This window comes from Marinobacter sp. EhC06 (assembly GCF_001650915.1).
GTDB lineage: Bacteria > Pseudomonadota > Gammaproteobacteria > Pseudomonadales > Oleiphilaceae > Marinobacter.
Window position 1 is genome coordinate 182,720 of the sequence record NZ_LXYO01000035.1, and the last position, 18,259, is coordinate 200,978.

Consider the following 18,259-nt stretch of genomic DNA (forward strand, 5'->3'; position numbering starts at 1 on the left):
TTATAAAATCCAGGTCAGACAACCCCGGAAATGACCAGCAGAGCGAGCGTGCATATCCATACCAGCATGCTTCTGTTCAATAAATCCCTTACTGCTCTCAGGCTACGTCCTCCGAACGCTGTCCACTCATCCGGGTGAACCCGGGAAAAGCGGGCTGGATCCAGTGCATACCCGGTTAACGACCCGTTGGCCGAAATCATGAGGACCTCCCCGGCTTTTTTGGTTACACCAGTGAGGGTGCGACGTGTTTCCCGCAGCCAGCCGGCAAGGTCTCCGGCTATCCCGAAGGTCAAAGAAAGAAGTCTGGCGGGGACCCAGCCGGCCAGGTCCGATATTCTCGCAAAACGCGGCCTGGCCGGCGCCTGAGGCCATTGATCGGCAAGCGCGACCAAACCACGCGCCAGAACCGCAAGGCCGATACCGCCAACCACGTACCAGAAAGCCACCAGGAAGAAGCGCTGAAACACCGAAACCATCAATGCCTTGGACAGGGACAGATGCATGGCCTCGGGAGACACCGCTGCACCCCGCTCATCGGCCGGTAAAAGATCTTTCACATGATGCCAAGCCGACTGCATGTCTCCCCGCTGCCATGCCTCTGCGTAAGCCCGGAGCACCTGTCGCCAGCCGGGTGTACCCATGAGGACGACCAGAACCAGGAACTCCAATGGGTAAGCGGCCATTCTCCAGCCGGAGGCTACCAGGAGATATTCCGCAAGACCCAGCAGGAAGGCCGGCAATACAACCAGCGCCAGCCCGATAGCAATCCCCGACTCATGGCCCGCCCTGACCCGGCTGCCATTGCGAAACCACCGACGCCAGACCTCATCCCCGGACAGCAGATCCAGGGAATCCAGACGCCTGCGTACCATGTACGCCAGAAGAAACACAACAAACTCCATTCAGACGTTCCTCCCGGATCCCTGGACTGCCTGGAGGGCTGCCCGGAAATATTGCCAGTCGAAGGCAGGCCCCGGATCGCTCTTCCTGCCAGGCGCAATGTCGCAGTGCCCGGTAATCCGATTGGCCGTGACATCCGGCCAGGCCGTCATAATCAGGTCCGCCACTTTCGCCAGCATGCGATATTGTTCGGTGGTGTAAGGGGTGTCGTCGGTCCCTTCCAGTTCAATCCCGATGGAAAAATCATTGCATTCCTCCTGCCCTTCAAAACACGATCGGCCGGCATGCCAGGCCCGATCAAGCAGGCTGACAAACTGGACCAGCGCGCCATCGCGGCGAATCAGCAGGTGCGCAGACACCTGGACGCCCTCGATAGTCTTGAAGTAGGGGTGCGCAGAATGGTCGAGTTGGTTGCAGAAGAAGTCTTCTATTTCGCGGCCACCAAACTGACCCGGAGGCAGGCTGATATTGTGGACGACCAGGAGGGAAATGGCGGCCCCTTCCGGACGAGGCCCGAAATTCGGCGAAGGGGTCCAGCGGGCGAAGGAAATCCGCCCGGTTTCGCGAAGCGAATTTCCATCGGTACCGGAGGCTGAAGGGCGTTCGGAAAAAACGTCTGAATCGGGCAAAGTAATTCCAAAAGTTTCAGAGCATTACAGCCTCTGATTGAATCACAAAGTTGCCACGGTTACTACGAATCAGTCCTTGCGGCTGCTGCGGAGGTTGTCGATGATCGACTCCAGGGCCCGGTCGAAAATCAGGCCATCATCCAGCATGCTGATTTTTCCGGCTTCCATGTCTGCGGCCAGCTCCTGGCGCAGATACTCGGCCACCTTGGCACCACTGCGGTTCACAAAGATGTACTTGCCGGTAGCCTTGATAAAGGCCGCAAGTTTGCAGCGCACCTTGGTTTCGTCGCGGGTTAGCTCAATCCAGGAACCTACACGGAGGCTCTCCGCCTTTTCCAGCCATTGTGGCGATACCGAAGCCGACTCTTCTGTTCCGGTTTTCCCTCCCGTTTCGGAAGGCGCTTCGTTGACCACCGCAACGGGTGACTCCACGGGCTCTGCCGGAACCGGAGTTTGCTTCAACTCCTCAACTGGCGCTTGAGGGGCCACAGGCGTTTCGACCGAACGCTCGGTTTCCGGCTGCGGCAGGTCCTCAGGTTCTGCTGGTGATTCCGGACGCGACGGCGCGGTTACCAGCCGCTGGAAAACATCCACGTGTGCCAGTTCCAGATCACGAATGGCGGCATCGGTGGCAAAGGGGTCCCAGGAAATCTCCTGAAGCGCCTTGCGAAGGTCATCCACGATGGCTGGAATTGCCCGCAGAAGCTCTCCCCGGGTGGAATCATTGACCGGCCGCGGATCGACACTCCACACCAGCTGTTCGGTCAGGTTCCGGGCATGCTGCCAGCGATCGCTTTCCTCACCTTCCCGCAGAACCACCCACTGCAGATACTTGGTCCAGGCTTCGTTGAGAAGACCGGCAACCGGCTCTGGAATGTCTCGCTGCTCAGTCAGCTCCTGTACCAATCCTTCTGCCGCCTGGGACGCCCGCTCCTGACGGGCTCGCCCCTCTTCCGCATCCCGAAGACGTTGCTCCACAAGCTCACGACGCCTGCGGTCGAGATCCATGAAGTGACTGAAATCTTTAAGCAACTCTTCGAACAAACTGACGTTGGTGGTGAATTCGCCAAGCACCCGGTCTACCACCGACTCAATCTTTTCCCGAAGTGGATCCCTTTGACCTGTCTTTTTCTCAGTCCAACCAATGGCTGACAGCGCCAGCTCGTTAAGCAGCTTGCGAACCGGGTGACCGCCGCGATTGAAAAAGTTTTTGTCACTCAACGCCACCTTCAGCACCGGGATCTGCAGACGACCGATCAACGCCTTCATCACCGGATGCAACTGACGATCCTCCAGGATGAAGTCAAATAGCATTGAAACCAGATTGATCACATCACTGTCTACCTGCCCCACATGAAGGCTTTTTCCGTCACCGGAGCGCAGGATGGGTTGAAGCTGCTCGTTAAGTGGCACAACGGCACCATCGCCCCATTGCCGACTGCTCGACTGGGCCTCGGTAAGACGCGCCATCAGTCGATCAGTGTCAATGTAAGCTTCGCCAGCGGGGGCACCACCGCTGGCAGCACCAGCATCGCCTCGATGCAGCAGCGCACTGAGCTCTGAGAATGTGGCCTGCGATTGAGACATACCCTGGCTCTCGTCGGTGGAACTGGCCTGAACGCTGGCGCCTGTCGGCGCTGAATTTTCCCCTGACATGCGCTGACCGGAGCGCGCAGGCGCTTTGCCGGCAGGAGGCCGCTTCATATCAGGCATGACCCCCTCTTTAATCAAGGTGCGATTGGCTTCTTTGTAGAAATCACCGAGGGTATCGGCGAGCAGGCGATCAAACAGCTTCAGAACCACCAGCTTGGCCCGGATATCAATGTCGAGGTCGGCACAGGCCTCGGCAACACCGCCACAGATGATCTCAGGGCTCAGCGGCATTTGTGCGTCTTTCAGCTCGATGCCCGGCACCAGATGCCCAACCCGGACGGTAAGCAGACGGATCTGTTCGGTATAACGGTTCCGGAGTTTATTTATGAGGTTGTCGACTGCCACCTGCTGCTCAAGCTGGGAATGGTCAACGAGGCTGAGAGAGTCCTCGTCAACTTCATCCAGGGTCCTGGCGCTTTGTTGGGGCTGGAACCTGCCGATTTCATTGAAAGCCTGGCTGACGTACTGGAGGATCGAGACCACCATGGCCTTGCGGCGAAGCCTGAGCTCACGCATGGCATCAAAATAGGCGGTCTGGTCGAGGTTGGAGCCGGCTCTGTCGGCGAGTTCAAACAGGGCATCATCGGCACGATCGAAAAAACTGGCAAGAACGGATTTGAGGGACTGACCCGATGCGTCACGCAGGCGGACGAGGGCTGCAGGCAATGCAAACCGGGCGGGCGGCTTCTGGCCTAAAAAGCTGACAACCTTGTTATCGTGCACCATGTCGCTGCTCCGCCTTCTATCGCACAAATGCCTGTTTGATTATCCACTTCACATGATACGAGCTGCCCACGTCAGGTTGTGTCAGAATTTGTCACCTTTTGTGTATACCTGACCTGCATCACAGTTTAGCAGTCTGGACTCAAGAGTTTGGCGATTCACCAGCAGCCCATTAGAATTGACAGCCTCAAAAGCCTACAACCCACTGCATCGGACACTTTGCCCTATGATCCCCCCTGAACTCCTTCGTCAGGCCAGAATCGAGAATGTTGCCCAGAGCCTGCGGGAAGATATTGGTGATGGTGACGTCACGGCCAAACTGATACCCGCCGACAAACAGGCGAAAGGCCGCGTGATTACCCGAGAAACCGCAACGATTTCGGGCAAGGAGTGGGTAAACGAGGTTTTCCGGCAGGTAGATCCGGCCGTCGAGCTCACCTGGCAGGTATCCGATGGCGAAACCGTTTCACCGGATCAGGTACTGTTTAACATGCAGGGCCCTGCCAGAAGCTTGCTGAGCGCCGAACGCGCCGCCCTGAACTGGCTTCAGACCCTGTCCGGGGTTGCTACCACTTGCGCCAGCTATGCCGCCCGGGTTGCCCACACCAATGTACGACTGCTGGATACCCGCAAAACCCTGCCGGGCCTGCGCCTGGCACAGAAATACGCCGTTACCTGTGGCGGTTGCTTCAATCACCGCATCGGGCTCTGGGATGCCTTCCTGATCAAGGAAAATCATATTGCCGCCTGCGGCTCGATTGCCGAAGCCATCGAGGCCGCCCACAGGATTGCCCCGGGCAAACCGGTTGAAGTGGAAACCGAGAACCTTGACGAGCTGGCGCAAGCCCTGAAGGCGGGCGCCGACATCATCATGCTGGATGAATTCTCACTTGAAGATATGCGAACGGCGGTTGCCACCACCCAAGGCAAGGCAAAGCTTGAGGCCTCCGGGGGAATCAACGCCGACACCCTGGTGCCGATCGCCGAGACTGGGGTGGACTTCGTCTCGATTGGCGCGCTGACCAAGGATGTGAAGGCTGTCGACCTGTCAATGAGACTGGACTGATCACTCCCCGCTGAGAAGGCGGTCGATTTCCTCCAGTTCCCTGACCAGCCTGTTGCCGGACTCGGGCCGCCCCCGGAAGTGCTCCTCAGCCATGGGTGCTATGCCGGAGGCCGAAGGCAAGGGGTGGTCATTTTCAATAATGATCTTCATTTTTTCCACAAAGACAAATTGCAGCCACTGGGTAAACTCCAGCGTATCAATGCAAAACGGCTGGGCACTCTGGAAAGCCTCTTCCGGTGGTGGCTCGGACTCCCAAAGCCCGAGTTGCCGCAACTCCATCTCTATGTTCAGCAGGCAATCCGCCACCTGCCCGATCGGGTCACCGGATTCGGTCATATCAATCTCGCTTCAGTCGGTGAGAGGCTCAAGCTCCACGGTTTCGCCATGCAGAACCCGGAACAGGTCTTCGTACTGGCGAGTCAACGGGTGCTTGGGCGCCATATGAATCAGTGGCTGCCGGCTCTGATGGGATTCTTTCATCTTCACGGAACTTGAGAGCCGCACCGGCAAAACCGGCAAGCCTTCTTCGATAAGCTCCCTGACCAGCTGCTTTGGCAGGCTGGCGCGAGGCTGGAACTGGTTGGCAACAATTCCCTCAACCACCAGATCTTCGTTGTGATCTTCCTGAAGGTCTCGGATTTCATTGAGAATGTTGTAAAGGGCCTGGCGGGAAAAATCATCACAATCGAAGGGTATCAGGCAGCGCTGAGCGGCAATCAGCGCAGAGCGCGTATAAAAATTCAGCGCGGGCGCTGTGTCGATGTAGATTGCATCGAAGGATTCACCGAGCTTTTTCAGAGCCTCTCTCAGCTTGTAGATCTTGTGCTTGGCTTCCAGCTTGCGCTCCAGGAAGTCCAGCTCCGGACTGGAAGGCATCACAAACAGGTTCTTGAATGGTGAGGCGTGGACAAATTCGTCCGGACGGCGGTTGAACACGGTAAAGGCCACCGTCTGCTCCAGCATATCCGCAACGGTATCCTTGAGTTCGCTGGCCGGCTTGCCCAGCAGGTAGTGGGTGGAGTTTCCCTGGGGATCGAGATCCACGACCAGGGTTCGCTTTCCACGAGCGGCGCTGATCGCTGCGAGATTGCACGTGATACTGGACTTGCCGACACCGCCTTTCTGGTTGAATACCACCCGTCTCATTTTGCCTCTCCCTTGATGAATTCGTTATCGTTTTCTGCCCTGCGATGAACCCATTCCAACTCACCACCCCATCACTGTTTTCACAAACGGGATAGTAAGCCGTCGCTGTGCCTGAAGTGAATTTTCATCCAGTATATCCAGAATCCCCAGCAAATCACCGAGCCTACGAGGCGCCCGGCGCATTATATAGCTGGCTACATCATCCGCCATCACCAGGCCCCGCTTCTCGGCACGGGCCCTGAGAATGGTCAGGCGGTCCTCATCCCGGTAGATACCCAACTGGATGATCAGCCCATGGCTGAACCTGGAGACCAGATCCGGCAACTCGAAGGGCAAACTGGCCGGCAAATCCGCTAAACTTACCAGCAAAAGGCCGCCACGGTCGTGTATCCGGTTATAGAGATGAAAAATGGCCTCTTCCCACATCCGCTGACCGGCGATGCGGTCGATGTCGTCCAGACAGACGATGTCATGGGTCTCAAGCCCCGACAGAGCATCAGGACCAAAAGGCTCGAGCTCTGCAATGCTGATACAGACCGCAGCCCTGCCCTGCTTTTCACCCAGGTGGCAAACCGCCTGCAAAAGATGGCTTTTGCCGGTATCGGCATCACCACACAGAACAACCACCGGAACATCATCAGGTTGCTGACAAACGCTTTCAAGGCGCTGGGCTGCTCCCGTGTTCCGGTCGCCATGGAAATTGTCGAATCGGGCGTCGTCACGCAGCTTAACCCCGAGCACCAACTGGGATGCGGTCATGGCCGGGTAGCCCTCCAGGCCCGCAAGCCCCACACAAACAGGTAATGCCCCCCGCTGAACACTGTGGAGACAGCAACCAGGAGAATGCCGGCATCCACCACCCAAGGCTGCATCGGCAGGTCCGCCAGAAGCACGATGATGGCCAGGGCTACAAGAATCTGGATAAAAGTATTGACCTTGCCGGGAATGCTGGGCTCCATATCGTATCGACCAACCTTGTAGTGGTAGGCAAGGGCGCCGACCACAATCAGCAGATCACGCCCCAACACCAGCAGAAACAGCCACACTGGCAGAACAGCGGTGAGGGTAAGCATCAGGTACGCGGTGATCAGCAAGGCCTTGTCGGCAAGAGGATCTGCAATTGCACCAAGCCTGGAACGCCAATTGAAATGCCGGGCAAGGAAGCCGTCAACCGCGTCTGTGCCGGCTGCCAGAAAGAATATCAGCAACGCACGGCGATAATCTCCGGTCAATAACGCTCCCGCGAAGGGAGCGATCAGAAGAATACGCAGGAACGTCAGGGCATTGGGAATCCAGCGCCAGCGGTGCAAATTCAAAAGACTCCCTCCGGTTACACCTTATTCGCCGCCATCGCTCCCGATGACAGAAGACGGTTGCCAACGATAATACAGAACCTGGTACAGGGATTCGAACGCCTCTCTGGCCTCTTCCTCATCAACGGGCACCGGCTGGTAGGTATACAAGGAAGTCTCCTCAGATTCTTCAGCTGAGGTCTGCTGATCCCCCTCCACCGGTTGCGCTTCCTGGCTTTCGGGCGTTTCTTCGGCATTTGTCGAAGACGACGCCACCGGGTCGGCTGTTATGCGGGCAGCATCGGACGGTTCGGCCGGAACGTCTGACTCCATCGGAACAAAGCGTGGATCCAGGGCGATGTACTCGCGAAGCTGGTCCAGCTCACCGGAAAAAGCCACACGCAGGGTAAGTTGTTCATCGCGCACCCTGTGGGCACCGACACTGACAACCGGTGTCAGCCCCTCCAGCACCTTATTGGCTCGGGCGTAGTCTTCCAGTGAGGTTACGCCGCGCAGAACAATATCCACTTGCGGGGAATCCCCCACTTCCGCAGCAGCCACGGCGTATCGGCTGGCGTACAGCTCGGCCCAGCGATTAATCATCGCCTCTGCCAATGCTTCTGGAGTCTGTGCGGTCACTGACTCTTCGCCAGCATTCATGGCCATACCATCGAACACCCAACCGGCACGCCATTGCCCGCCAGCACGGCTGACCCGCACCACGGCTAGCACATCGTGATCCAGGTCCTCGGAGGCGGACTTAACACGGCCAATAAACTGCCCCCAGATATCCGACAACAATTCCCGGTCTGCGGCGAAATCCGCTGGCGGCAGTGCCACCGGCAAGCCCCGCTTCCTGGCAGCCTCATCGAACGCAGCCCGCCAGCTTGCAGAGTTTTCCTGCCCGGCGCCTGCGTCAGACCGGGTCACGAGTGTTCGCGAGCCACGGTCCTCGGCAGCAATCCAGGCCAACGTGAGCGGTCTGTTAGCACCCCACACCGGCGCGTTGATTGAGGCCAGCGCGCGGTTCACCCCGACCGCTCCGAAGGACATGCTCAGAACACTCTGGCCGGACTCATCCCGGGCAACCTGATAGGAAAGCAGAAGCGACTCGGCATCGGACAGCAGTGTTTGAACGCCTTCCATCGCAAGCACGTCGCGGGTACCAGAAACCCTCACCAACACCTGGCTCAGGCCATCCGCATAGCCCTGGGCCAGCTGACCCGGCGACGATCCTTCCACCGGTACTTTGGCCGAATAAAGACCGGAAACGGTCACTGCGGTTACCTGGGCGGAAAACCCGACCAGCAGAAAAGCAAACAGCGCAAAGAACCACGCCGGGGATACAGACCTCTGTGCCGGCTTTTGTCCTGATACTGACATGAAACACCCTGCAATTCGCATGAATGGCGCATAGGATACACCATGCCCCAAGGTGTGAGTAGCGGCCCCGGATTTCGGAAAAGCAATATACATTTGGAGCGCCACACCGCACCTGTTAAAATCCGCCGCCTGACCCACTGGCCAACGGTTAAGTACACCATGAGCGAACAGAAGCCCTCCCTGACCTACCGCGATGCTGGCGTAGATATTGATGCCGGCAATGAACTCGTCAGCCGAATCAAGGACACCGCCGCGCGCACCCGCCGCCCCGAGGTTCTTGGCGGTCTCGGCGGCTTCGGCGCCATGGTCTCCATCCCCGCCGGATATAACGAACCGGTTCTGGTTTCCGGCACCGACGGAGTGGGCACAAAGCTCAGACTGGCCATGCAACTGGACAAGCACGACAGCATCGGCATCGATCTGGTCGCCATGTGCGTAAACGATCTGGTTGTCGGCGGCGCTGAACCGCTTTTCTTCCTCGACTACTACGCGACTGGCAAGCTGAACGTAGACGTTGCCACTCAGGTGGTTGCCGGAATCGGCGAGGGCTGCGAGCAGGCTGGCTGTGCGCTGGTCGGCGGCGAAACCGCCGAGATGCCGGGCATGTACGAAGGCGACGACTACGATCTGGCTGGCTTCTGCGTAGGCGTTGCCGAGCGCAGCGAGATTATTGACGGCGGCCGCGTCCAGGCCGGAGACGTGCTGATTGCCCTGGGCTCCTCCGGCCCCCACTCCAACGGCTACTCCCTGATCCGGAAAATTCTGGAAGTCAGCAACGCCGACCTCGACCAGCCAATGGGCGACACTACCCTGGCCAATGCCCTGATGGCACCGACCCGAATCTATGTGAAGAACCTTCTGCAACTGATTCGCGAAGTGGACGTCCGGGCACTTTCCCACATTACCGGTGGTGGCCTGCCGGAAAATATTCCCAGGGTGCTGCCGAACGGTACCATTGCGGCCATTGATACCGACAGCTGGTCGCTGCCCCCGGTATTCCAATGGCTCAAGAATAACGGCGGCGTTGCCAGCGAAGAAATGTACCGCACGTTCAACTGCGGTATCGGCATGATTGTCTGCGTGCCCGCCAACCAGAAAGAACTGGCCCTGGATACCCTGAAAGCACTGGGTGAGCACGCCTGGCAGGTAGGCTTGATCGAACGTGCAGATAACGAAGAAGCAGATGCTTGCGTTCGCTACGCACCAGGGTTGCTGTCGGCATGAAGGCAGATCAGACCCCTTTGCCGAAAATCCTGGTGCTCGCCTCTGGCAGTGGCACCAACCTGCAGGCTCTGATTGATGCCAACCGTGAGCGGGACTTCCCCGGACAGATCGTTGCTGTCGGCTGCAACCAGCCTGGCGCTTTTGCACTGGAACGTGCGGCCCAGGCCAATATCGAAACCTTTGTGGTAAACCACAAGAATTTCGAATCCCGGGACGAGTTTGACGCCTCCCTGATGGCAGAAATCCTCCGCTACAATCCGGACGTGATTGTGCTGGCAGGATTCATGCGGATTCTGACCACGGATTTCGTTCGGGCGTTTCGAGGCAAAATGCTGAACATTCACCCTTCGCTGCTGCCAAAATACACCGGGCTGAACACTCACCGCCGGGCACTGGAGGCGGGCGATACGGTTCACGGCGTTTCTATCCACTTCGTTACCGAAGAGCTGGATGGCGGCCCCGTGATTGCTCAGGCAGAAGTTTCGATTGCTTCCGATGACACTCCCGAAAGCCTCGCAGAGAAGGTACAGGCCAAGGAACATATCCTCTACCCCATCGTTGTGCGCTGGTTTTGCGAAGGCCGGATTCAACTGGGCAGCGATTACGTGCTGTTCGACGGCGAACCTTTGAACGCCCCAATGCGCCTGCCGGACAACTGATACATCGCCTGAACGAATTGTCATCCCCGCATCCTGCCCGAGCAGCTACACTGTCGCCATTGATGACGGTAATGGTTCGGGTTTAACAAGATGCTTTCACGACAACTCAGCAGAATAGGCTGCGTGGCCTTGCTGACCTGCCTCGGCATTCTGGCCTGGCCGGTCACTCTGCACGCAGAGACCGAAGCGGGGCTGGTTCCTTTTGAGGCCAGCTACACCGCGGCCATGGAAAAAGGCCTATCCCTCAATGGTACTTCAAAGCGCACACTCACCTCCCAGGGCAACGACGTCTGGCTGTACCGCACGGATGTGGACTCCTTTATCGTCAGTATCGATGAATCCCTGGTTTTTCGCTGGGAAGACGATCAAGTCATACCCATGAGATACCGGTATCGCTTATCCGGATTTCTGGTCAGCGACCGCAAGAACTCCATCGACTTTGACTGGTCTGCAGGCATTGCGACCGGGGAATACAAAGGAAAGCCCTTTGAGCTGGAACTGGAAGAAGGCCTGCTGGATCCACTGGGTTATCAGCTTCAGCTGCACCAGGACATCAAGAACGGTAAGCGGGAGATGACCTATCGGGTGCTCGACGGAAATTCCATCGACACCGATCGCTTCGCGGTGATCAATGGCGAGAAAATGAGTACCGGCAGCCAACAAAGGAGCACCCTCAAGGCGGAGAAAGTTCGCGAGGACTCGAAGCGCCAGACTCTGATGTGGTTCTCACCGGAACAGAATTTCCTGCTCGTCCGGCTCAGACAGGTGGAGCCGGACGGCAGCACTTACGAACTGAAACTCAAGGAAGCGGAGTTCGAGCGCTAGAAATCGCGCCCGGCCTCCCGCCAGACGGCCTTGACCTCATCGGCGATCATCCGCAGACCCTCGGCAACCCGGTCGTCGTCCTGGGAATAAGTCACGCGCAGGCATTCGTGCCGGTGCCTCCAGCCATCTTCCGGCAGCCCCGGGAAGAAATAGTGCCCGGAAACCACCAGAACACCCCGGCTTTTCAGCCGCTGATACAACTCAAGGCTGGTAATCGGCAGATCCGGAAACCAGAGCCACAGGAACATGGCGCCTTCGGGTTTATGGACATACCAGCGGCAACTGTCCTCCCCCATGGCCTCCCGGAAAGCAGACACCGCCCGCTCCATCTTCGCCTTGTAGAAGGGGCAAACCACATCCCGGCTCAGGGACAGAATCTCACCGGAGCGAACCAGAGGCTCCGCCAACATGGCACCGAAACTGCCCGTCGCCAGATTCATAATGGCGTTAATGCCTGACAACGCCTTGATCACCGGCTGGGCCGCAATCACGATACCGGTCCGCGCTGCCGGCAAACCAAGCTTCGAAAGGCTCAGGCAGAGGATGATCTGGTCGTTCCAGGTAGGCGTTGCATCGACGAACAGCAGGCTGGGAAACGGTGTGCCATAGGCGCCGTCGACGATCAGCGGTATGTCGTGTTGTCGGGCGAGCTCTTCAAGCCGCGCAAGCTCTTCGTCAGTAACGACGTTGCCAGTCGGATTGGTGGGGCGTGACACACAGATAGCGCCGGTCTCGCCGGTAACCTCCACGGCATCAAAATCCACCCGGTACTTGAATTCGTGGGCATCGGTGAACGAAATGTCCGGCTGCACCGCATGGAACAGGCCCGGTTCGATGCCGGCGTCGGCGTAGCCGATGTACTCGGGCGCCAGGGGTAAGAGGATGTGCTTGCGGTGACCTTCACCATAATCGCCGCCAAACATGTTGAACAGCATGAAGAAGGCCGCCTGGCTGCCGTTGGTCAGGGCAATGTTCTCGGGCTTCAGGCCCCAGCCATATTCCCGGTTAAGCAGTTCGGCGAGCGAGGCGATAAACTGCTTTTCGCCCTGGGGCGGATCGTAGATGCCGACCAGGCGACGCACGTCGCCCTCGTTACGGCTCATATCAGCCAGAATTTCCTGAACTCTCTGTTGGATCTCGGGAATGTGCCCCGGATTACCGCCACCCATCATGATCATGTCGTCGCCGGATGCCATGGCATTACCCAGGTCATCCATCAGAGACGTGATGCCGGCATCGGCGGTGAACTTGCGACCAAAAGCAGAGAGTTTCATGGGGTAAAATCCATCTGACCTAATCTGAAAATATCGGGTAATACCGGAAGTGTAGCTTGCTCGCTCGCCAACGTTTATTCGGTAAGCGAAATGCCAAGGTTACTGACACCCTCGTTGGCTGCATCCTCCCGGAGACGGGCCACGAACTGATCGGTCGGCGTGCGTTGGCGCTTCAGCTCCAGGATCAGGTCCCGCTGGAAGGTCTTGTCTTCTTTCATCAACGGGTGATGATCAAGCAGACGGACGAGTTCGTCTTCCTCCAGGTCTTCCCCTTCGGACAGCTCAATAAAGTTCATCACGGTTCCGGTAGCCATCTGTGACGCATCGGTAGCGCGGTGTTTTGAGGGATTCAGGCGGTTCAGCAGCGCCTGCTCCAGCAGCTGACAGAAGTCGAAGGCCGGGTAAACACCGTAGGCGTCGTAGGCGTCCACGTCCGGCGACAGGGCTTCCAGTTTGGCGAGCAACTGGGGAATGGCGGATTCGGCGACGTCTTTCTGAAGCATGCCCCAGGCCAGATCCAGAAGCTGGCGCATTTTGGCACCGGTCTTCAGGCCCATGGCATCGGCAAACAGGGCGTAGTTCGGGAATGAGCGCTCGGCCAGAGCCAGCAGGAAGGCGCATTCGCGCCAGCCCTGCAGCTGTGAAACGGCTTTCAGGAACTGGTTGGCGTTCATGTCCTGGGCAGGGTCACGCCGGTCTGGCCAAGATATTTGCCGCCCCGGTCTTTGTAGCTGGTTTCACAGATCTCGTCGGATTCGAAGAACAGCATCTGGGCGACGCCTTCGTTGGCGTAGATCTTCGCCGGCAGGTTGGTGGTGTTGGAAAATTCCAGGGTAACCTGGCCTTCCCATTCCGGCTCCAGCGGGGTGACGTTGACGATGATGCCGCAACGAGCGTAGGTGGACTTGCCCAGGCAAATGGTCAGTACGCTTCGCGGGATGCGGAAGTACTCAACCGTGCGGGCCAGTGCAAAGGAGTTCGGCGGGATGATGCAGACGTCGCCGGTGTAGTTGACGAAGCTGTTTTCGTCGAAGTTCTTCGGGTCCACGGTGGCGGAGTGGACGTTGGTGAAGATTTTGAATTCGTTGCTGCAGCGTACGTCGTAGCCGTAGCTGGAGGTGCCGTAGGAGATCACGCGGCCTTTTTCGGTTTCACGAACCTGTCCGCTTTCATACGGTTCGATCATGCCGTGTTGTTCGGACATCCGGCGAATCCACTTGTCGGATTTGATGCTCATTGGCGAAGTCTCGTATCCACTGGGAAAATTGGGGCGTAGTTTACCTGTTCCCTGAAGGTCTGTCGAAGCTTCAGCGGCTTACTTATTTGCTTGAGCTTGGGGGCTGCTTTGCTTGAGCTTGGAGGCTGCGGTCACAGGAAAAGCCGTCCAAAAACCGCTACGAGCACGTCCATGTGCGCTTGTTTCCGGCCATCCATGGCCTCCAACATTTTTGGACGGCTTTTCCTGCGCCCGGGATCGGACCGCGTGCAAGCCCGCTTGCGAATCCGGTCAGTGTTCGGTCACTGAAACGCTTGAGATCGAACCGGAGAGGTTCCGCTCGCGGGTCGAGAGCTCGGCCCCTACTCTTCTCGCGATATCCCGGTACCGACGGGCCACTTCGGAGTCCGGTTCGGCGATCACCGAGGGGGTGCCGCCGTCGGTCTGTTCGCGGATGGTCATGTGCAGGGGCAGCTGGCCAAGGAGTGTGGTGTCGTATTCTTCTGCGATGCGTTCGCCGCCGCCGTGGCCGAAGAGGGGTTCTTCGTGGCCGCAGTTGCTGCAGATGTGGACGCTCATGTTTTCAACCACGCCAAGCACCGGGATGTCGACTTTGCGGAACATTTCGATGCCTTTCTTGCCGTCCAGCAAAGCGATGTCCTGGGGTGTGGTGACGATAACGGCGCCGGTTACCGGGACTTTCTGGGCCAGGGTGAGCTGGATATCGCCGGTGCCGGGGGGCATGTCGACGATAAGGTAGTCGAGTTCGTTCCAGAGGGTCTGCTGGAGCAGTTGCATCACGGCGCCGCTGACCATGGGGCCGCGCCAGACCATGGGGGTTTTCTCGGTAACGACAAAAGCCATGGAGTTGGCCTGGAGGCCGTGGGCGTCCATGGGCACGAAGTATTTGTTTTCGCGGGTATCGGGGCGCTTGCCTTCGGGCACGCCGAGCATCATGCCGATGCTGGGGCCGTAGATGTCGGCGTCGAGGATGCCGACCCGGGCGCCTTCGGCCTGGAGCGCCAGGGCCAGGTTGACGGCGGTGGTGGATTTACCGACGCCACCCTTGCCGGAGGCGACGGCAATGATGTTTTTTACGCCGGGCACCGAAGGAAGGTCCTTCTGGACTTTGTAGGAGTGGATTTTCTGGCCTACGTGGACGTCCACACTTTCTACCCCGTCGACGTCTTCCAGGGCGTTGCCCACCAGCTGATTCAGGGCGCCGGCGATGCCTTTCGAGGGGTATGGCAGCTCGACCATGAGGGTGACGTTTCCGCTCTCATCGGCATTCAGGGATTTAACGGCACCCAGTTCGTAGAGGTCCTTGTTCAGGTACGGGTCACGGTATTGGCGAACCGCTGTTTGCAGGGCCTGCTCAGAAATCTGTGTCATCGGGTTCTCCGGAATAAGCTCATGCTCGATTTTAAGCACGGAAACAGGTGATTCGGGTGAAAATTATCTGCTCGGAAGGTATCATCTGTGCCCGTTTCTGACCATATGGGGTCTTTACCTGGGGCAATCAATCAAGACAGCCACCAGTTCCCCGTTTTGTCTTTCCAACCCGTGTCAACATAAGGTTCGGACATCACCATGACGCAAGCGAGCAAGCAACAGCGCGATATTCTGGTTACCAGCGCCCTGCCGTACGCCAACGGCCCTATCCATCTCGGGCACCTGCTGGAATACATTCAGACCGACATCTGGGTGCGCTACCAGAAGATGCGGGGCCAGAATTGTTTCTACGTTTGCGCCGACGATGCCCATGGCACCGCCATTATGCTCCGCGCCGAGCGGGAAGGTATTACGTCCGAGCAGCTGATCGACCGGATCCGCGAGGAGCACCAGGAAGATTTCGCCGGGTTCCATATCCGCTTTGATAACTATTACACCACGCATTCCGAGGAGAACCGCCAGTTCTCGGAGTACATCTACCGTCAGCTGCAGGAAAACGGGCACATTGCCACGCGCAAGATCACCCAGTCCTACGACCCGGAAAAGAACATGTTCCTGGCGGACCGGTTCATCAAGGGCACCTGCCCCAAGTGCAAGACCGAGGACCAGTACGGTGATAACTGCGAGGCCTGTGGTGCCACCTACACGCCTGCCGAGCTGATCAACCCCCGTTCGGCGGTTTCCGGCGCCACACCGATCGAGAAAGAGTCCGAGCACTATTTCTTCAAGCTGCCGGATTTCCAGGACTTTCTTGCCAAGTGGACCCGCAGCGGCACACTTCAGCCCCAGGTCGCCAACAAACTGGCGGAATGGCTGGATGCCGGACTTCAGGAATGGGACATCAGCCGCGATGCGCCCTACTTCGGTTTCGAAATTCCGGATGCGCCCGGCAAGTACTTCTACGTGTGGCTGGACGCGCCGATCGGCTACCTGGCCAGCTTCAAGAACCTCTGCAACCGCGAAGGCATCGATTTCGAGCACTTCTGGAAGGCTGACTCCACCGCCGAGGTCTACCATTTCATCGGCAAGGACATCATCAATTTCCACGCGCTGTTCTGGCCGTCCATGCTGCACGACGCCGGCTTCCGCACGCCGACTGCGGTCTGGGCTCACGGCTTTGTCACCGTCAACGGCAAAAAAATGTCCAAGTCCCGCGGTACGTTTATCATGGCCCGCACCTACCTGGACCATCTGAACCCGGAATACCTGCGCTACTACTTCGCCGCCAAGCTGACCGGCAGCGTGGATGACATGGACCTGAACCTGGAAGACTTTGCGGCCCGTGTGAACTCGGATCTGGTGGGCAAGGTGGTCAACATTGCCAGCCGCAGTGCCGGGTTCATTACCAAGCGCTTCGACGGCCAGCTTGGACAGGTTACCGAGCATGCCAAACTGAAGGAATTCATCGAGGCCGGCAAGGAAATCGAGGAATTCTACGAAACCCGCGAATTTGGCCGCGCGATGCGCCGGATCATGGAACTGGCCGACATTGCCAACCAGTATGTTAACGACGAGCAGCCGTGGGTGATCGCCAAGCAGGAAGGCCAGGACGAGAATCTTCAGGCCATCTGTACCAATGCCATCAACATGTTCCATCTTCTGATGACGTACCTGGCGCCGGTACTGCCGGAGACCGCCAAGGCTTCCGAGGCGTTCCTGAATGCACCGCTGGACTGGAACCAGCGTAGCGAGCGCCTGGAAAACCACGGTATCAACAAGTTCAAGCCGCTGATGAACCGTGTGGACATGGCCCAGATCGAGAAAATGCTGGACGCTTCCAAGGAGGAGTTGCCTGCAGCGACCGGCAAACCGGCACCTGCTGCCAATCTTGAGCCCATTACGGATGAAATAGAATTTGGCGATTTCGCGAAAGTGGATCTTCGCGTCGTTAAAATTGTCAAAGCCGAGCACGTAGAAGGTGCCGACAAACTTCTTCGCCTCACCCTTGACGTAGGGCATGGCGAGCGCAACGTGTTTGCTGGTATCAAGTCAGCCTACAAGCCCGAAGATCTCGAAGGACGCCTGACGGTCATGGTCGCCAACCTGAAACCGCGGAAGATGAAGTTCGGGATGTCCGAGGGCATGGTTCTGGCGGCAGGCCCCGGTGGCAAGGATATCTTTATCCTGTCCCCGGATTCCGGCGCCACCCCCGGCATGCGGATTATGTAAGGGCGGCCGGGCAACGCTGGCAGGGGCCCAATGGAGCAAGGTAAATGACCGAATATCTGCTGATTCTGGTCAGCACCATTCTGGTGAACAATTTTGTACTGGTTCAGTTCCTGGGCCTGTGCCCGTTCATGGGCGTTTCCAGCAAGCTGGAAACGGCCATGGGTATGTCGCTGGCCACCACATTCGTGCTGACCCTGGCCTCAGTGTGCAGCTACCTTGCCTATACCTATCTGCTTGAGCCGCTGGATCTGGCGTTTCTGAGGACCATCACGTTCATTCTGGTGATCGCCGTGGTGGTGCAGTTCACAGAGATGGTGGTTCGCAAGACAAGCCCGTTGCTTTATCGGGTGCTGGGTATTTTCCTTCCGCTGATCACCACGAACTGCGCGGTGCTCGGCGTTGCCCTTCTGAACATCAACAAGAACAACAACTTTGTTGAGTCGGTTCTTTATGGATTCGGCGCAGCAGCGGGCTTTTCCATGGTTCTGGTGCTGTTCGCGGCCATGCGTGAGCGCATCGCCGTGGCCGACGTGCCGGTTGCCTTTCGCGGTGCTGCCATCGGTCTGGTTACGGCAGGTCTGATGGCTCTGGCTTTCCTGGGCTTTGGCGGCCTGGTCAGCGTTTGACCGGCCGGCGGGATTAGGAGTA

The 18,259-nt window shown here is 58.1% G+C and carries 18 protein-coding genes; 6 read left to right on the forward strand and 12 right to left on the reverse strand.

Annotated elements, in window-relative coordinates:
- Positions 1-14: 14 nt before the first annotated feature.
- The 3 genes from A8B84_RS18800 to A8B84_RS18810 form a co-directional block, all read right to left on the reverse strand.
- Positions 15-902 carry a hypothetical protein gene (locus tag A8B84_RS18800; RefSeq protein WP_064230578.1) on the reverse strand — a complete coding sequence of 296 codons (888 nt, stop codon included), beginning with the start codon at positions 900-902 and terminating at the stop codon, positions 15-17.
- On the reverse strand, positions 903-1,529 hold the full coding sequence (gene ampD / locus A8B84_RS18805; protein ID WP_064230577.1) for a 1,6-anhydro-N-acetylmuramyl-L-alanine amidase AmpD: 627 nt from the start codon (positions 1,527-1,529) through the stop codon (positions 903-905). It abuts the gene before it with no gap.
- A 69-nt stretch (positions 1,530-1,598) separates the two neighbouring features.
- Entirely contained in the window at positions 1,599-3,908 is a 2,310-nt protein-coding gene (locus A8B84_RS18810; RefSeq protein ID WP_064230576.1) for a DUF1631 domain-containing protein, read from the reverse strand.
- A 223-nt stretch (positions 3,909-4,131) separates the two neighbouring features.
- Here A8B84_RS18810 and nadC point away from each other — a divergent pair, with 223 nt between their 5' ends.
- Complete coding sequence (nadC, locus tag A8B84_RS18815; protein ID WP_064230575.1) at positions 4,132-4,971, forward strand: carboxylating nicotinate-nucleotide diphosphorylase; 840 nt, start codon at positions 4,132-4,134, stop codon at positions 4,969-4,971.
- Here nadC and A8B84_RS18820 read toward each other — a convergent pair whose 3' ends face one another.
- From A8B84_RS18820 to A8B84_RS18840, 5 genes are read right to left on the reverse strand one after another with little or no spacing between them, the layout of a single operon-like run.
- Positions 4,972-5,307: a YqcC family protein gene (locus A8B84_RS18820; protein ID WP_064230574.1), complete on the reverse strand. Its 336-nt coding sequence runs from the start codon at positions 5,305-5,307 to the stop codon at positions 4,972-4,974.
- A gap of 12 nt (positions 5,308-5,319) precedes the next feature.
- A complete protein-coding gene (locus A8B84_RS18825) occupies positions 5,320-6,117 on the reverse strand; it encodes a ParA family protein (RefSeq protein ID WP_064230573.1) in 798 nt (265 codons plus the stop codon).
- Positions 6,118-6,177: 60 nt separating this feature from the next.
- Positions 6,178-6,876, reverse strand: a complete 699-nt coding sequence (hda, locus tag A8B84_RS18830; RefSeq protein ID WP_064230572.1) for a DnaA regulatory inactivator Hda — start codon at positions 6,874-6,876, stop codon at positions 6,178-6,180.
- Complete coding sequence (locus A8B84_RS18835; RefSeq protein WP_064230571.1) at positions 6,873-7,433, reverse strand: CDP-alcohol phosphatidyltransferase family protein; 561 nt, start codon at positions 7,431-7,433, stop codon at positions 6,873-6,875. Before A8B84_RS18835 ends, hda begins: the two co-directional genes overlap by 4 nt.
- Before the next feature lie 21 nt (positions 7,434-7,454).
- Positions 7,455-8,792, reverse strand: coding sequence for a DUF2066 domain-containing protein (locus A8B84_RS18840; protein WP_227512899.1), 1,338 nt, complete (start codon positions 8,790-8,792; stop codon positions 7,455-7,457).
- 159 nt (positions 8,793-8,951) lie between these two features.
- Here A8B84_RS18840 and purM point away from each other — a divergent pair, with 159 nt between their 5' ends.
- The 3 genes from purM to A8B84_RS18855 all read left to right on the forward strand — a co-directional run bounded on the left by purM (position 8,952) and on the right by A8B84_RS18855 (position 11,500).
- Positions 8,952-10,016 carry a phosphoribosylformylglycinamidine cyclo-ligase gene (purM, locus tag A8B84_RS18845; RefSeq protein ID WP_064230634.1) on the forward strand — a complete coding sequence of 355 codons (1,065 nt, stop codon included), beginning with the start codon at positions 8,952-8,954 and terminating at the stop codon, positions 10,014-10,016.
- Complete coding sequence (purN, locus tag A8B84_RS18850; RefSeq protein WP_064230570.1) at positions 10,013-10,675, forward strand: phosphoribosylglycinamide formyltransferase; 663 nt, start codon at positions 10,013-10,015, stop codon at positions 10,673-10,675. Before purM ends, purN begins: the two co-directional genes overlap by 4 nt.
- Before the next feature lie 90 nt (positions 10,676-10,765).
- Positions 10,766-11,500 (forward strand): DUF3108 domain-containing protein, encoded by a 735-nt coding sequence (locus tag A8B84_RS18855; protein WP_064230569.1) that lies wholly within the window; start codon positions 10,766-10,768, stop codon positions 11,498-11,500.
- Here the strand turns inward: A8B84_RS18855 and A8B84_RS18860 are convergent.
- From A8B84_RS18860 to apbC, 4 genes are all read right to left on the reverse strand, one after another.
- Positions 11,497-12,774 (reverse strand): valine--pyruvate transaminase, encoded by a 1,278-nt coding sequence (locus A8B84_RS18860; protein WP_064230568.1) that lies wholly within the window; start codon positions 12,772-12,774, stop codon positions 11,497-11,499. The genes A8B84_RS18855 and A8B84_RS18860 overlap by 4 nt on opposite strands.
- A gap of 74 nt (positions 12,775-12,848) precedes the next feature.
- Positions 12,849-13,448 carry a YjaG family protein gene (locus tag A8B84_RS18865; RefSeq protein WP_064230567.1) on the reverse strand — a complete coding sequence of 200 codons (600 nt, stop codon included), beginning with the start codon at positions 13,446-13,448 and terminating at the stop codon, positions 12,849-12,851.
- Positions 13,445-14,011 (reverse strand): dCTP deaminase, encoded by a 567-nt coding sequence (dcd, locus tag A8B84_RS18870; RefSeq protein ID WP_064230566.1) that lies wholly within the window; start codon positions 14,009-14,011, stop codon positions 13,445-13,447. Before dcd ends, A8B84_RS18865 begins: the two co-directional genes overlap by 4 nt.
- Before the next feature lie 270 nt (positions 14,012-14,281).
- A complete protein-coding gene (apbC, locus tag A8B84_RS18875; protein ID WP_064230565.1) occupies positions 14,282-15,382 on the reverse strand; it encodes an iron-sulfur cluster carrier protein ApbC in 1,101 nt (366 codons plus the stop codon).
- A gap of 198 nt (positions 15,383-15,580) precedes the next feature.
- Here apbC and metG point away from each other — a divergent pair, with 198 nt between their 5' ends.
- Positions 15,581-17,611, forward strand: a complete 2,031-nt coding sequence (gene metG / locus A8B84_RS18880; protein ID WP_064230564.1) for a methionine--tRNA ligase — start codon at positions 15,581-15,583, stop codon at positions 17,609-17,611.
- A gap of 44 nt (positions 17,612-17,655) precedes the next feature.
- Entirely contained in the window at positions 17,656-18,237 is a 582-nt protein-coding gene (gene rsxA / locus A8B84_RS18885; protein ID WP_064230563.1) for an electron transport complex subunit RsxA, read from the forward strand.
- The last annotated feature ends 22 nt before the right edge of the window (positions 18,238-18,259 follow it).

Excerpts from the sequence above, each read along its gene's own strand:
- A8B84_RS18800 (WP_064230578.1), bottom strand. The coding sequence starts at position 902 with ATGGAGTTTGTTGTGTTTCTTCTGGCGTACATGGTACGCAGGCGTCTG.
- A8B84_RS18810 (WP_064230576.1), bottom strand. The coding sequence starts at position 3,908 with ATGGTGCACGATAACAAGGTTGTCAGCTTTTTAGGCCAGAAGCCGCCC.
- nadC (WP_064230575.1), top strand. The coding sequence starts at position 4,132 with ATGATCCCCCCTGAACTCCTTCGTCAGGCCAGAATCGAGAATGTTGCC.
- A8B84_RS18820 (WP_064230574.1), bottom strand. The coding sequence starts at position 5,307 with ATGACCGAATCCGGTGACCCGATCGGGCAGGTGGCGGATTGCCTGCTG.
- A8B84_RS18825 (WP_064230573.1), bottom strand. The coding sequence starts at position 6,117 with ATGAGACGGGTGGTATTCAACCAGAAAGGCGGTGTCGGCAAGTCCAGT.
- hda (WP_064230572.1), bottom strand. The coding sequence starts at position 6,876 with ATGACCGCATCCCAGTTGGTGCTCGGGGTTAAGCTGCGTGACGACGCC.
- A8B84_RS18840 (WP_227512899.1), bottom strand. The coding sequence starts at position 8,792 with ATGTCAGTATCAGGACAAAAGCCGGCACAGAGGTCTGTATCCCCGGCG.
- purM (WP_064230634.1), top strand. The coding sequence starts at position 8,952 with ATGAGCGAACAGAAGCCCTCCCTGACCTACCGCGATGCTGGCGTAGAT.
- purN (WP_064230570.1), top strand. The coding sequence starts at position 10,013 with ATGAAGGCAGATCAGACCCCTTTGCCGAAAATCCTGGTGCTCGCCTCT.
- A8B84_RS18855 (WP_064230569.1), top strand. The coding sequence starts at position 10,766 with ATGCTTTCACGACAACTCAGCAGAATAGGCTGCGTGGCCTTGCTGACC.
- A8B84_RS18860 (WP_064230568.1), bottom strand. The coding sequence starts at position 12,774 with ATGAAACTCTCTGCTTTTGGTCGCAAGTTCACCGCCGATGCCGGCATC.
- A8B84_RS18865 (WP_064230567.1), bottom strand. The coding sequence starts at position 13,448 with ATGAACGCCAACCAGTTCCTGAAAGCCGTTTCACAGCTGCAGGGCTGG.
- dcd (WP_064230566.1), bottom strand. The coding sequence starts at position 14,011 with ATGAGCATCAAATCCGACAAGTGGATTCGCCGGATGTCCGAACAACAC.
- apbC (WP_064230565.1), bottom strand. The coding sequence starts at position 15,382 with ATGACACAGATTTCTGAGCAGGCCCTGCAAACAGCGGTTCGCCAATAC.
- metG (WP_064230564.1), top strand. The coding sequence starts at position 15,581 with ATGACGCAAGCGAGCAAGCAACAGCGCGATATTCTGGTTACCAGCGCC.
- rsxA (WP_064230563.1), top strand. The coding sequence starts at position 17,656 with ATGACCGAATATCTGCTGATTCTGGTCAGCACCATTCTGGTGAACAAT.